This is a genomic window from Nonomuraea sp. NPDC050663, from assembly GCF_044456985.1.
Lineage (GTDB): Bacteria > Actinomycetota > Actinomycetes > Streptosporangiales > Streptosporangiaceae > Nonomuraea.
The window spans coordinates 200,822-214,501 of record NZ_JBITGL010000011.1 but is presented as its reverse complement, the minus strand read 5'-3'; the positions used below and the strand labels follow the sequence as shown (position 1 = coordinate 214,501).

The window sequence follows — 13,680 nt, the reverse complement described above, 5'->3', positions numbered from 1 at the left end:
GTCAATCGCTCCAGGACGCGACATCGATCACCATCTCCATGACGTGCTCCCCGCCGTGGTGCTCGCGGGCCGACATCGGATCGGGCAGTGCCTCCTCGAAGACGACCGCGTCGTTCGGCCGCCGCAGCAGCTCGTCGAAGGCATGCAGGAGGAAGGGGTTGGCGAAGTCCAGGTAGAGCGGCTTGTTCTCGTGGAAGCGCCGTCTGGCCAGGCCCTTGACGAAGCAGGTCTCAGGGATGCCCGTCTCCTGCCGCCACTCGGCCAGCCGTACGAGGTAGGCGCCCGGCGACTCGCCCGCGCGCCGGGCGGGGACGGCCGCCGGGGTCAGGTGGCGGCTCTCTCGGCGCACCACGACGCGCCCCACCCGCGCCCGCGGGGTCAGCGTCACCTCGGGAGCGGCCTTCCAGTGCCCGCGCGGCGCGATGCTCGCGACGGGCTCGGGCGGTTCCTCGCCGAACGCCCTGACGAGCAGGTGCGCCGCGCGCGGCAGAGTCCACGGGGCGCTGTTGCCGAGATGCAGCGGCCGGACCTGACGGTCGAGCCGTGCCGAGCGCAGCCGCAGCAGATCGCGCGTGTCGTCGCGTTCCACCCACAGGTCGTGCAGATCGAGCCGGACGGTCCCCTGCCGGGCGTCGCCGTGCCACGGATAGGTGATCTCGTACGGCGCGCAGGGCTCCCTGACGTTCAGCGAGGTCCCCAGCGAACCGCCGAGCGCGGCGAACACCGGCCGATCGCCGGGCGGCTGCGCCCACGGCGTGGTCCGGGCGCCGGTCAGGTGGTCCAGGCGGCTGTGGCTCCTGCCGTACCCGGTGAAGACGTTGTTGATCACGAAAGCGGTGCCCGGCTCGTCCGCGAGCGGCTGGCCGTACACGCCCACCGAATGGAGGTCGTCGAGCCATCGGGGGAATCCGGCCACCGCCTCGGTCAGCTCGCCGGGTCCGACGTCGACGAGCCCGTCGGGTCCGGCCGGCCGCCACAGCAGGCCGGCGGCCGTGTCGCGCAGCGCGTGCAGCTCGTGGACACGGTCGAACAGGCTGCTCCGCCCGCTTCCCGACGAATGCCACAGCCGGCCGATCTCCGTACCCTCCGGGGAGGCGGCGGCGACCTCCTGCACGAGCTCGTGGTAGAAGTCCGGGAAGGGTGCCGGTGGCCGCCGCCCCCACCAGGCGTGCAGGGCGATCTTCAACTCCTGGCCGTGGCTGAACAGCGCCAGCCACCGGCGGATGGCCTGCAGGTCGTCCAGCACCGGCCGCCAGGCACGGCGGCCGCATTCCGCCAGGGGCTCCCTGCTCACGGCCGTGTCGAAGGTCTCGCTCGTGATCGGCTGCCCCAGGTGGCCCGACAGGTCCGCCATCGCCTGGCGCACCGAGTCCAGCCGCCGCCGGTGCCGTTCGACGTCCTCGACGGGGACGTCCTCGCGCACGGCCTCGTCGACGGCCAGGAGCAGCGAGCCTGCCCGCGTGAACTGCGCGCCGAGCGAACGCAGCCAGTGACCTGCCTCGCGCGGCGTGGTGATCTGGCCGCCCGGCTGCGGCATGAGCTGCAGCAGGCCGATCTCGACGAGATGGCCGAGGAAGGCCGCCACCCGCGCGGGCTCGGCGTTCCCCGCCGCCGCCAGCTTGTCCGCCAGCTCGCCGAAGGTGATGGCGCCGTCGTCGGGGATCAGCTCCAGGCAGGCGCGGATGGCCGGGGTGCCGTCGATCGTGAGCATCGCCTCGGCGGGCGGAGGGCCCAGGAAGCGCAGCCTGTCACCGGCGGCCACCGTGCTGGGGTTGACGCGGGTGACCATGCCGCGCCGCAGCCCGTCCCCGACCAGGGCCTCGTGCAGCTCGGAACGGGCGTGATGGCCGAGGTCGAGCACGCCCGTGACGCTGTTCCGGCTCCTGGGGAGCTGGCGGACCGGGGTGTCGTCGTCGGTCCACGACCCGCGTCCCGTGATCATGAACGTGCTGAAAGGGCTGGTCTTCGCCGCCGCCCGTACCAGGTACTTGGCCAGGGCGGGAGCCAGCCGCCGGGTGTCGCGGCCCCGATCGGCCAGCCACTTGTCGAGATCGGCCGAGAGATCGGGACTCGCCTGGAGGAGCGCCCGGCGAAAGGCCGGAGCGGCCACCAGGTCGCGCAGCCTGCTCTCCAAGGCCGCCGTCTCCGCCCCGATCAGCTGATCCAGGGCCGGCCCGCCGCCACGCCACTCGTCGCCGGCGGCCACCCAGCGGCCCACCCGCTCGGCCAGCTCGTCGCCGAGCAGCTCACGCGTCGAGGCGCTCCACTCGCGCGCCGTGGGCCTGCGCCCCTGGTAGACCGCCCGCCGAAGGCCGATCAGCGCCGGCCGCGCAGGATGCGCCGCCACACGTGCGATCACCGGGTAGAGCTCGTCGCTGAGCGCCGCGCCCTCGGCCCGCGTCCATCGCCGAAGCGAGAGCCGGTCCCGCACGGCCTGGCCCGCTTCTCGCCAACGCAGTTCTTGCAGGACCCCGGCGGGAAGCCCGGCCAGCCGGATCAACGGAGCAGCGAACATGCCTCACCTCACCCGATGGTCCGCGGGCCGCCCTGCTCGAAGGGCGGCCCGCGGCGACGTCAGCTACTCCTCGGTGTCGGTGTCGTCGTCGGGCTCGGAACGCGGCTCGTTGGTGCAGCCCGAGCAGCATCCGCAGCCGCTGACTCCGTGGCAGTTGGTGAACGGGCCGTTCACGATGTCGTAGCCGCGGCCGAGCGTGAGGGTCTGCACCTCCAGCCCGCTGACGGTGAGGTCGAACACGTCCATCGGAAGATCGTGCACATCGAAGTCGAGCGTCGTGACGGTTGGCATCGATACTCCTCTTTTCACCTGGCTGGAATCTGAGGTCGTGCGCTGCCGATGCTAGGGAGCGAGGGTATGCCGGAGGTATGCCGCCAACCACGCCGGCCCGGTCTAGCGTTTCCGTCATGACCACCCACCTGCGCTCGGCGCTCTGGTTGCCGCTCTTCGACGAACTCGCCGATCCCCTGGCCGTGGCGCGCCTGGCCGCCGAGGCCGAGGAGGCCGGGTGGGACGGCTGCTTCGTCTGGGATCACCTGCGCTGGCGGGCGCCGGTGCTTCAGGCGGCCGACCCGTGGATCACGCTGGCGGCGGTCGCGACCGCGACCGAGCGGCTGCGGATCGGCCCGATGGTGTCGCCGCTGGCCCGCCGCCGTCCCGCCAAGGTGGCGCGGGAGACCGCCACGCTGGACCGGCTCAGCGGCGGCCGTCTCGTCCTGGGCGTCGGCATCGGAAGCGACAGGTTCGGCCAGGAGCTGTCCAAGACCGGCGAGGAACTCGACGACCGGCGGCGGGGGCGGATGCTCGACGAGTCGCTGGCGATCCTGGCCGCCGCCTGGTCGGGCGAGCCGGTGCGTCACCACGGCGAGCACTACACCGTCGACGACGTCACCTTCCTGCCGCGGCCGGTCCAGCGGCCGGGGGTGCCGGTCTGGGCGGCCGGATTCCCCGGCAACCTCAGGCCGGTCCGCAGGGCCGCCGGGCTCGACGGCTTCTTCCCGGTCAACCTCGAGCATCCGGACCAGCTCGCCGAGGTCGTGGCGATCCTCGCCGAGCTCAGGTCCGGCGCGGCCGGGCCGTACGAGATCGCGGTCAGCCCGCCCCTGGACGCCGACCCGCGTCCGTACGCCGCAGCGGGTGCGACCTGGTGGTTGTCGGACTTCGATCCCGGTGTACGGCTCGACACCGTGCGCGGGGTGGTGCGCGAGGGCCCGCGGGTCAGGCCTTGAACTTCTTGAACAGGAAGAAGTAGAGCTTGATGTACTGCCCGACGAGGATCCCGTTGATGATGGTCCCCTCCCTGATGAAGTGAGGGGCGCCCAGGAAGATCAGCCCGATGGCCGCCGCCGCCACCAGCAGCGTGCAGTCGAAGGCCGTCTTGATGTTGCCCCACTTGAACCCGGTCCGCTTGAAGATCGTGTTGACGAACATGTCGACCGGCATCAGCACCAGGTTGGCCCGGATCATCAGGAACAGCCCGAAGGCCAGCGTCGCGTCCGCGAACACCAGCAGGGTGAACTTCGCGGCGTAGGCGTCGAGCACGACCCAGCTGGTCAGCATCAGGTTCAGGTCGAGGAAGGCCGCCAGCACGAAGGCCGGGACCAGCGACAGGAGGTTCCTCAGCTTGAAGTCCTTGGGCATGACGAGGTACGTCAGGACCAGCATCAGGATCTCGAGGATGAAGTTGAAGGTGCCCTGGCTGATCGGCGGGAGCACCAGCGTCATCGTGCGGGTGAGGCTGCTCTGCGGCGAGATGCCGATGCCGGCCCTGATCGCGAGGCTGACGCCCAGCGTCAGCAGGTAGATGCCCGCGCCGTAGGTGATCCACCTGCGCACGAGGCTGCCGGTGTCGGCGACCCCCGCCTCCCTCTCATGCTCCAGCACAGCAGCCTCCTGTCATGAACCCGAAGCGGTCCAGCGAGATGAACAGCGTCAGGAGCTTGTTGACGACCGGTTCGCCCTCGTTGCGGTGGCCCAGTTCCGCCATGGCCGCGTCGATCGAGCGGGTCGCGTCGACGAGCTCGGTCAGGCTCATGTCGGCCATGACACCGTAGATGTCCAGGGGCAGTGCGGCCTTCACCTGCCGGTCCCTGGTGACGATGCAGCCGCCGACGTAGGTGTCGAGCTGCTTGAGGTTGGCGTGCATCTCGGCGCTGTCGGTGCCGACGACGACGAAGTAGGCGACGGGCGCGGGCCAGAAGGTCGACACGGCGCCGTCGTCCATCGAGACGCCCTTGAAGACGCCGTTGACGATGTTGCGCTCGCCGTCGGCGTAGCGCTGCACGACCGAGATGCGGCTGAGCCTGACGCCGTCGGCCTCGGGCACGACGGCGCCGTCCTGGTATGGGAGCCAGATCTCCTGCGAGAACTTGAGGTGGCCGCGGCCGTAGACGTCGAAGAGCAGGACCTTGGCCCTGGCGCCGTCGGGCGAGATCTCGATCGGGACGAGGTCGAGCTGCTCCGGCGCGAGGTCCGTCAGCCCGGGCCTGGGCTGCTTGACCATGCCGGAGTAGTCGAGGTCGGCGGTCTTGAGGAGCTTGCGGTCCTTGGCGACCAGCTCGCCGCCCTTGAACACGTAGCGCGGGTTGATCTTCGACAGGCTGTCGGTGAGCACGATGTCGGCGAAGCGGCCGGGGGCGAGCGAGCCGAACTCGTGGTCCATGCCGAACGATCGCGCGGCGTACAGCGTGCCCATCTTGATCGCCTGGATCGGGTTGATGCCCATCTCGACGGCCAGGGAGATCACCCAGTCGATGTGGCCCTTGGTCAGGACGCGGTCGACGGAGATGTTGTCGGCGCACAGCTGGAAGTTCTCGGCCGGCCACCGGCGCTTGACGATCGCGCGGAGCATGGTCTTGATGACCTCGGGGCTGCCCACCCCGAACTTGATCTGCGTGTGGAAGCCGTGGCGGATGCTCTTCTCGATGTCCTCCTCGTTCCAGACGTCGTGGTTGTTGTGCGCGCCGATGGCGGGCATGTAGTTCAGCAGCAGGTCGGGCAGAGCCGTCACGCCCCAGTGGCAGTTGACGAAGCCGCCGTTGGCGCGGCCGAGGGCGGACTTGCGGAAGTCGTCGTCGTTGCCGGTCATGTACGACAGGTGGGCGAGCTCGCCCAGGCCGATCACCGGCTCCATCTTCAGCATCGCCTCGGTCACCTCGACCGAGGTCTTCTTGCCGGGGGCGAAGGCGTAGATCCGGTAGGGGAGCTCGTCGTGGCCCAGGAACAGCGCCTGGGCCGCCTCGACGGCCTCGTCTCCGGCGGCGCTGGCGAAGTCGAGGGTCTCGGCGAAGATGGTGGTCGTCCCGCTCGGCACGATCGCCTCGCCGAACGCCGCCGGGTGGGCGAGCTGGGCGTCGAAGTGGAGGTGCGCGTCGATCAGCCCGGGAATGGCGTACAGGCCCTCGCCGTCGAACACCTCGCGCACCCTGACGACGGACTCGTCGGGGTCGAGCGCGATGATGCGCTGGCCGTGCACGAGGATCGAGCCCTGGTACACGGACTCGCTGTGGACGTCGAGGATGTTGAGGTTGCGCAGGAGGAGGTCGGCTTCCCGGTCCCCCTGCAGGATGGCGAAGATCGTCCGCACATGGTCGTAGTGCGCCTGCTGGTGCATCATTTCTCGTTTCGTGGCTCGGCTGGCGGTCTGCTCGGCGGAACGAGGCACCCTAGGACTTGCTCGTACGCACTGGGGCTATGAAATGGCACACGACCGTTGCTGACAAGCGCCGGTTTTCGCACGGACTGTACTCTTTTTTCGCACACCCTGGTCCGGGAGGGTCCATGCTCCACTCGCGCTTGCTGCACTACGTCGACGAGGTCGCGCGGCACGGCTCCATCAGGGCCGCGGGAGCAAGGCTCCACGTCGCGCCCTCGGCCATCAACCGGCAGATCCTGATGCTGGAGGAGGAGCTCGGCGAGGCGTTGTTCGAACGGCTGCCGCGCGGGATGCGGCTGACCCCGGCCGGCGAGGTGCTGCTGGCGCACGTGCGCAGGACGCTGCAGGAGTATCGCGAGGCCGTGACCGAGATCCGCGACCTGCAGTCGCTTCCGAGCGGCGAGGTGGTGATCGCCACGATGACGGGGCTGGCCAGCGGCATCGTCTCGACGGCGACGATGGGCTTCCACGCCCGCCACCCCGAGGTCAGGATCTCGATCCTGACCATGTCGGCCCACGACATCGTGCGCGCGGTGGCCGACAGCGAGGCCGACCTGGGCCTGGGGTTCAACGTGCCCACCTCCGCCCAGCTGGAGACGTGCTGGCGGCTCGACACCCGGCTCGGGGCGGTCATCGCGCCCGGCCACCCGCTGGCCCGGATGGAGTCGATCCCGCTGGCGCAGTGCGCGTCGTACCCGCTGATCTTCGCCGACCGCTCGATGGTCATCCACGGCACCATCGCCGACGCCTTCGCACAGGCAGGGCTGAAGGTGGAGCCCGCGTTCCATACCAACTCGATCGAGGCGATGAAACGGCTGGCGGCCGGGGGCGAGGCCATCGCCTTCCTCAGCAGGTTCGACATCGCCGAGGAGCAGCACCGGGGAAGCCTGGCCTTCCGGCCGGTGCGGGATCGGGCCTTCAGCGACAACGTGCTCTCCCTGATCCGCCGCGGGAAGCACGGCCTGGCGGGCCTGCTGTTCGCCGAGGAGATCGTGGCGACACTGGAGTCGGTGTGAAACTTGCGTGTCACGCAATGATGCACAACGTGCACTTTTGTTGTTAGCGTGGGCGAGGTGACGCAATCCCCCACCGCGATTCGCCAGATGCTGCCGGCCGATCTTGTGGAGCGGACCGGCTGCCCCTTCGACCCGCCCTCCGGCCTGGTTCGGCGCCGCGGCCAGGGCCCCGTCCAGCCGATCACACTGGCCAACGGCAACCCCGCCTGGCTGGTCACCGGCCTGCAGGAAGCCCGCGCCGTCCTGGCCGACCCCCGGTTCAGCGCCGACCGCGTGCGACACCCCGACGCCACCAAGCTGGCCCCCGGCGAGACCCCGCCGCCGGTCGAGAGCCGCGACGACGGCATGTTCGTCTTCATGGACCCGCCCGAGCACACCCGCCTGCGACGCCTGCTCACCGGCCAGTTCACCGTGCGCCGCATGAAGGCGCTGGAATCGCGGCTGCGCGAGATCGCCGTGGAGCACATCGACGCCATGCTGGCCGCCGGCACCGAGGCCGACCTCGTGCCCGCCTACGCGCTCCCGATCCCCTCGCTGGCGATCTGCGAGATGCTCGGCGTCGACTACGCCGACCGCGCCGTCTTCCAGGAACGCACCGCCATCGCACTGAACTCGAGCTCCCCCGACGACGAGCGGGCCCGCGCCGGCTTCGAGCTGTACGCCTTCATCCAGGAACTGGTCGCGCGGAAACGGGCGGAACCGGCCGACGACATGCTGTCAGGGCTCGTCCACGACGCCGACCCCCCGCTCACCGACGCCCAGCTGACCGACATGGCGCTCGTCCTGCTCGGCGCCGGCCACGAGACCACCGCCAACATGCTCGGCCTGGGCGCCTTCGCGCTGCTCGAACACCCCGACCAGCTCGGGGCGCTGCGCGCCGACCCCGAGCTGATGGACAACACGATCGAGGAGCTCCTGCGCTACCTGTCGATCATCCAGATGGGCGTCAGCCGGGTGGCGACCGAGGCGGTCACGATCGGCGACGTCGAGGTGCCCGCGCGGGCCACCGTGATCATCGCCACGCCCGAGGCCAACCGCGACGTCAGGCACTGGGACCAGCCCGACCGCCTCGACGTCAAGCGGGCCCGATCCCCGCATCTGGCCTTCGGTCACGGCATCCACCAGTGCCTCGGACAGCAGCTCGCCCGCGCCGAGATGCGGGTCGGGCTCAGCGAGCTGTTCACCCGCATCCCCGGCCTCCGCCTCGCCGTACCCGCCGGTCAGGTGCCGCTGCGCAACGAGATGCTCATCTTCGGCGTGCACTCGCTCCCCGTGACCTGGGGCTGAACCGTGGAGGCAGTGGGCCGCCGGGAGCGCAAGAAGCAGGCCACCCGCTCCGCCGTACGGCAGGCGGCCCTGAAGCTGGCGCTGCGCCACGGCGTGGAGGGTGTCACGGTCGAGCAGATCGCCTCCGAGGCCGACATCGCGCTGCGCACCTTCTTCAACTACTTCTCCAGCAAGGAGGAGGCCGTCGTGGCCTCGGCCGCGGCCGGCGCGGAGGCGCTCATCGGCGCGTTCCGCGCCAGGCCGCGCTCGGAGTCGGTGCTGCGGGCGCTGCGCGAAGCGGTGCTCGCGGTCATCGACCACGACGAAGCGGGCGACGCGGGCAGCCACGACTACGTCGCGGCCATCAGGCTCATCCACCGGACCCCGGCGCTGATGCCCCACCAGCTGGCCGTGCTGGCCGCGCAGGAGAAGGCGCTCGCCGACGCCATCGCCGAACGCCTCCCGCCGGGCGACCCGCACGGCGCCGGGATCTACTCGGCGCTGTGCGCGGCGACGGCCCTCACGGCGCTGCGCGTGGTCCTGGGGCGCTGGCTCGCCCACGCCGACGGGGAGCAGGCTCCCCCGCTGGACCTCCTGGGCCAGGAGATCGACCAGGCGATCGCCGCCCTTGCCGCGGGCATGGACCGGCCGGGGACCCCGGCCCACTCACCCGCCGGCGAGTGACGGCCTCGGACATGCACCCCCTCACGTGCGGATGTCCGGCTCCATCACAGAGCCCGCTTCGTGGAGCACCTCCGGCTCCAGGACGACCAGCGCGGCCTGCCAGGACGGTCCGGCCAGCACCCGTGCCAGCACCCGGCGCGCACGATCCGGCGGGAGGACCTTGGCGAGTTCCGTGAGCATGCCGGCGTGCCGGTCGGGATCGGCGGCCTGCTCCACCATGTCGGCCAGGCGCCCGGCATAGGGAAGACCCACCGAGCGCACCAGGCCGACCAGGGGACCGATGTCCCCACCGGTGATCTGCAGCCGCGTCAGAGCGTCGTTGAACAGGCCCCACTTACCGCGCGTGGCGGCTGCGCTCATCACCTGGATCAACGCTCCGGCGCTGAGTTCGGGGCTGAGCTTGTCGGCGAGCCTCAACGCCCGGGGCACCGAGCCGAGCGACGCCAGGACCCTCACCACCTTCGTGATCGCCTTGACCCTCTGCTCCGGCACGGCGATCCGATCGGCGAGCCTTTCCGCGAGCGGGAACCGTCCCAGCCTGGCGACCTCCTCGGCGAGGACGGCGCCGGCCTTGGCCGCCTCGGCGAATGACAGGGAATCCCTCAGCTCCAACGCCTGGGTGATGCTCCCGTCCGCCGCCAGCGCCCTGACGATCTTCAGGATGACGGCGGAGCGCCGCTCGGGAGAGGCGATCCTGTTCGCGGCTCTACGCGCATCGTCGAGCAGCCCGAGCTCCACCAGGGCTTCCGCCCGCGACGCGGGAGTCGTCACCTCCGTGTAGAGGATCCTCTTGGCGGCCCCCGTCCCACGGCGCGCCGCCAGCGGACCCACCAGACGGGCCAGGATCTGGCAGCGGCGTTCGTGCTCTTCGATGCGCCGAGCCACGGCCAGCCCGTCTTCGACTCGGCCGGCGTCCAGGAGCGCCCTGACCACCAGGCCCAGCGCCTGCGAGCGTTGCGGCTCCGGCAAGCCCAGCGCGAGGTTCTCGCCCCGGACGCCGAGCGCCTTGACCAGCAGCACGCGTGCGTGAGCCTGCTGGGTGGCATCGAGCAGCCCGCTGCCGATCAGCCGCTCCGCTCGTTTCATGTCTCGGTTCGCCAGGACCCGGACCAGTTCGGTCACCAGGCTGACGCGCCCTTGATCCGGTGGGACCAGCGCCGCCAGTTCCTCGGCCTGGTCCAGCTCGCCGCGGACGAGATGGGCTCGGGCGAGGTGGGCCAGCAGCCGGGTCCGGCTCGCGCTCTTGCGCGACAGCAGGCGTTCCGTCTCCTCCTTGAGCTCCCTCTCGTCCGCCTCCGCCGCCGCGAGCACCAACACCCGCTGGTTCGCCGAACCGATGGTGCGGGCCAGGCGCAACGCCTCCGCCCTGTCGCCGGCGGCGGCGTAGGCCGCGGCCACCGCCACCAGGGCGCGGGTGCGCTCCGCGGACTCCTTGATCTGCCGCGCCGACCTGGCCGCCTGTTCGGCGTACTCGCCTGCCTCCTCCGCCAGGCCCCTCGCCGCCAGGCTGGTGGCCAGCGCCGCCAGCGCGGGGGCGCGGTCCTTCGCGCCGACGGCCGCCCGCGCGAGGGAGCGGGCCCGTTCGGGGGGCAGCACGCTGATCGCCGTCGTCAGGATTCTGGTCCTGATGTACGGCAGGCCGATGGTCCGAGCCCAGCTCTCGATGGCCGCCCACTCTTCGGCCTTGCCCAGCGCGCTCAGCAGTCTGGGCAACGTCTTGCAGGTCCCGCTGCGGCGGAGCGTCACGCGGGCCATCTCCTGTGCCTCCTCCAGCAGCTCCCGCCGGTGGTCGGTGTCAGTCGCCTCCTCGGCCACCGCGCTCACCGCCCAGATCTGGGATTCCGGCACGGAGATGCGGTAGGCCAGGCGTTCCGCCCGCTCAGCCGCGCCCGCGGCGGCCAGCGCCTCCACCAGTGCGGCCGTCGCCCAGGCAGCCGCCTCACGATCGGTGATCTCCAGTGCGAGCGCTTCCGCTTCGTCCGCCAGCGGGCCGAGCCCGCTGATCTTGATTACCTGGCTCCAGGCCGCGACCCGCTCGTGCGCCTCAGGAATGCTCCGCGCCAGGTCTGCCGCCGCCTCCGGCTTTCCTTGCCGTGCCAGCGCCGCCGCGACGGAAGCCAGCGCCCGCCCGCGCTGCCGGCCATCCTCGATCTCGGAGGCGAGTTCCAGCGCACGCACCGGCTGGCCGTCCTCGGCGAGCCCGTGAACCGCACCCGCCAGAGCCTCGTCACGCCGCACCGGATCCGCGACCGAGCCGGCCAGTTCCTTCGCAACCTCCGCCCGCCCCAGCCGGGCCCAGAGTTTCGGCAGCTCCAAGGGCACGTCGGGAACGCTCTGGGTCACCTGGTCCCGGATCAGTGCGAGGCGTAGCAGGCCGGCCAGATCAGGATGCTCCCGGGCGGCCAGCACCCGTTGAGCCTCCCCCAGCTCGGCGTGCAGGACGGAAAGGCCGCCCGGCGTCCGCAGGAGCCGCTGCCCGCGCGTTTCGTCGAGGGCATACGCCACCAGCGTTTCCACCTCCCCGTGCCTGGCCAGCTCCCGGCCGTAGGAGAGCAGCAGGTAGCGAGGAGTCCGCTCCGGCCAGCCCTGCTCCCGGTAGCCCGCCGCCCAGGCGCGCAGCCGTCTCCGCCCGCCGGCCAGCCGGTCGGCCAGCAGTTCCTCCGCCACGCTGCTCAAGGTCGCGTGAGAGAAGAGCCAGGTCTCCCCGCCCACCAGGCGGAGCAGGCGCCCGAGGGCTCCGCGTAGGAGCCACTTCACCCGTGCGACCGGCAGACCGGCCAGCTCGGCCAGGTCCGCGGCCGTCAGCCCACCGCCCGAGGCCGTCAGAAGCATGAGCAGCTCGCTCTGCTCGTTCTCGCTCCTGGCCACGGTGTCGACGTCCTGGCGGGCTCTGAGCTCCAGTTCGGCGGCGTACGGCGTGGCCACCAGCTCGCGGATCCCGCAGTGCCGTAGCGGATGCTCCGCGGGCACGTTCAGCGGCAACTCGGGGTTGGATCGCTCGGTGACCAGCACCCGTACGCCGTCGGGCAGTCTCCGGGGCAGGTGCGCGGCGATTCCTGGCCCGTCGCCCCGGTCGTGGTCCAGCCCGTCCACCACCAGCAACAGCCGTTCCCCGCGGCCGCGGCAGGCGGACGCCGCTCGAGCCAGCATGTGCTCGAAACGTGGATTGAGCGTGGCCTGTCCGGAGGGTGGCCGAAGCTCGTCGGCGCCCGCGATGGCCGCGAGTTGCTCGGTCATCGACTCCAGGAAGCCCGTGACGTCGGTGTGGCCGACCCAGTTCGGGTCCACGAAGAAGGCCGCCACGCGTACCCCGAGCGGGGGGCCGAGGGCGATCGTGGCGGCCAGCGCCGTCTTGCCGGTCCACGGCTGCCCCTGCCAGCGCAGGTAGTCCTCCTCTCCTGCGCAGAAGGCGACCAGCTCGTCCAGTTCGGCCTCACGTTCCCGCAGCCCGCCGGCGGGACGCAGGCTGTCGATCTCGCGGTGGTACCCGGGTCCGGGGCCGTCGTCGAAGGGAACCGTCGTGGGGTCGGAGTAACCGATGTCCGCTCGTTGCGAAGCGGACAGATTCCAGTTCGCCGGCCGTACGCGCAGGCGATTGAGAGACTCGGTGGGGTTGTGCTCCTCGACCAGGCCGATCAGGCATCCGCCGACGAAGACCGCGCTACCGGAGGAGCCGGCCCAGGGGTCGGTGCGGTCATCGGCTTCGGGCCTGACCTCGATCACCAGTTCCAGGGTGCCGTGCCGGAGGTTGGACAGCACGGGGATCTTCCCGTCGAGCTGGAAGGTGTCGCGGCGGCCGTATCCGCGCTTCCAGGCCGGAAAGGCGACGCCCTCGGTCGTGAGGACCGCCCGACGGCTCCGATCCGCCGTGCCGTACGCCACCGGCTCCACACGATCGGGGAGGTGGATCTCGACGGCGGCGGCCTGGTCTTCGCACCACAGCACGTGACCCGTCGTCTCGAGGCCGCCGAGGAACCAGACGCTCACCTCGCGCGCGTCCTCGACGACATGGGCCGAGGTCAGCACCACTCCGGTCGTGACCCGATAGCCGGAACCGAATGAGAGTCGCCCGTCGCGACCGGTGACCGCAATCTGTACGACGCGGGAGAGGTTCAGTATTCGTCCTCGAAGGCCGCACCGGTGACCTTGATCGGCGCCTTCGATCTGCTGGTCGGAGTGAGGGTGAGCAGCACCCGATGGGTGGTGGCCTGCGATTTGCTCAACTCGCCCCCGGTTTCCACGACCCAGAGTTTGAGCTTGCCGTCGCCCTTCTTGCCATCGGTGACGGCGACCGTCACCTCCAGCTCGATGGGGCCGACCTCGAACTGCAGGTCATGGTCGGCGGCCGAGCGCATGGCCCGGGAGATCTCGGCTCTCAACTCGGTGATGACATCGGATAATTCCGGCACGCGGGGCTCCTCACCTGATCGACATGTGATTATTTAGCACATGCGACCCCTGAATGAGTACGAATTAATCATTAAACGACTTAGTTCCGATATATCAGTTGATTCGGCGAGACTCGTCTATCTTCCGGACAAAGC

General features: G+C 70.7%; 10 protein-coding genes. 4 read left to right on the top strand and 6 right to left on the bottom strand.

The features are described from left to right. Position 1: 1 nt before the first annotated feature. Together ACIBH1_RS31505 and ACIBH1_RS31500 are read right to left on the bottom strand one after the other, a co-directional pair. A complete protein-coding gene (locus ACIBH1_RS31505; RefSeq protein WP_397317594.1) occupies positions 2 to 2,515 on the bottom strand; it encodes a lantibiotic dehydratase in 2,514 nt (837 codons plus the stop codon). A 63-nt stretch (positions 2,516 to 2,578) separates the two neighbouring features. After that, a complete protein-coding gene (locus ACIBH1_RS31500) occupies positions 2,579 to 2,806 on the bottom strand; it encodes a hypothetical protein (protein ID WP_397317593.1) in 228 nt (75 codons plus the stop codon). Between the two features lie 116 nt (positions 2,807 to 2,922). Here ACIBH1_RS31500 and ACIBH1_RS31495 point away from each other — a divergent pair, with 116 nt between their 5' ends. Continuing rightward, complete coding sequence (locus tag ACIBH1_RS31495; protein ID WP_397317592.1) at positions 2,923 to 3,744, top strand: LLM class flavin-dependent oxidoreductase; 822 nt, start codon at positions 2,923 to 2,925, stop codon at positions 3,742 to 3,744. Here ACIBH1_RS31495 and ACIBH1_RS31490 read toward each other — a convergent pair. After that, entirely contained in the window at positions 3,734 to 4,399 is a 666-nt protein-coding gene (locus ACIBH1_RS31490; protein ID WP_397317591.1) for a YitT family protein, read from the bottom strand. The genes ACIBH1_RS31495 and ACIBH1_RS31490 overlap by 11 nt on opposite strands. Then, on the bottom strand, positions 4,386 to 6,131 hold the full coding sequence (locus ACIBH1_RS31485) for an adenine deaminase C-terminal domain-containing protein (RefSeq protein ID WP_397317590.1): 1,746 nt from the start codon (positions 6,129 to 6,131) through the stop codon (positions 4,386 to 4,388). Before ACIBH1_RS31485 ends, ACIBH1_RS31490 begins: the two co-directional genes overlap by 14 nt. A gap of 164 nt (positions 6,132 to 6,295) precedes the next feature. On the opposite strand from ACIBH1_RS31485, the gene ACIBH1_RS31480 reads away from it, so the two are divergent. The 3 genes from ACIBH1_RS31480 to ACIBH1_RS31470 all read left to right on the top strand — a co-directional run bounded on the left by ACIBH1_RS31480 (position 6,296) and on the right by ACIBH1_RS31470 (position 9,136). Then, positions 6,296 to 7,186 (top strand): LysR family transcriptional regulator, encoded by an 891-nt coding sequence (locus tag ACIBH1_RS31480; RefSeq protein ID WP_397317589.1) that lies wholly within the window; start codon positions 6,296 to 6,298, stop codon positions 7,184 to 7,186. A gap of 87 nt (positions 7,187 to 7,273) precedes the next feature. Beyond that, the gene (locus ACIBH1_RS31475) at positions 7,274 to 8,473 is read left to right on the top strand and encodes a cytochrome P450 (protein WP_397317651.1); all 1,200 of its coding nucleotides are present in this window, start codon (positions 7,274 to 7,276) and stop codon (positions 8,471 to 8,473) included. 3 nt (positions 8,474 to 8,476) lie between these two features. Continuing rightward, positions 8,477 to 9,136 carry a TetR/AcrR family transcriptional regulator gene (locus ACIBH1_RS31470; protein WP_397317588.1) on the top strand — a complete coding sequence of 220 codons (660 nt, stop codon included), beginning with the start codon at positions 8,477 to 8,479 and terminating at the stop codon, positions 9,134 to 9,136. Between the two features lie 21 nt (positions 9,137 to 9,157). Here the strand turns inward: ACIBH1_RS31470 and ACIBH1_RS31465 are convergent, their stop codons facing one another. After that, positions 9,158 to 13,162 (bottom strand): hypothetical protein, encoded by a 4,005-nt coding sequence (locus ACIBH1_RS31465; RefSeq protein WP_397317587.1) that lies wholly within the window; start codon positions 13,160 to 13,162, stop codon positions 9,158 to 9,160. 86 nt (positions 13,163 to 13,248) lie between these two features. After that, on the bottom strand, positions 13,249 to 13,545 hold the full coding sequence (locus tag ACIBH1_RS31460; RefSeq protein WP_397317586.1) for a trypco2 family protein: 297 nt from the start codon (positions 13,543 to 13,545) through the stop codon (positions 13,249 to 13,251). Positions 13,546 to 13,680: the final 135 nt, after the last annotated feature.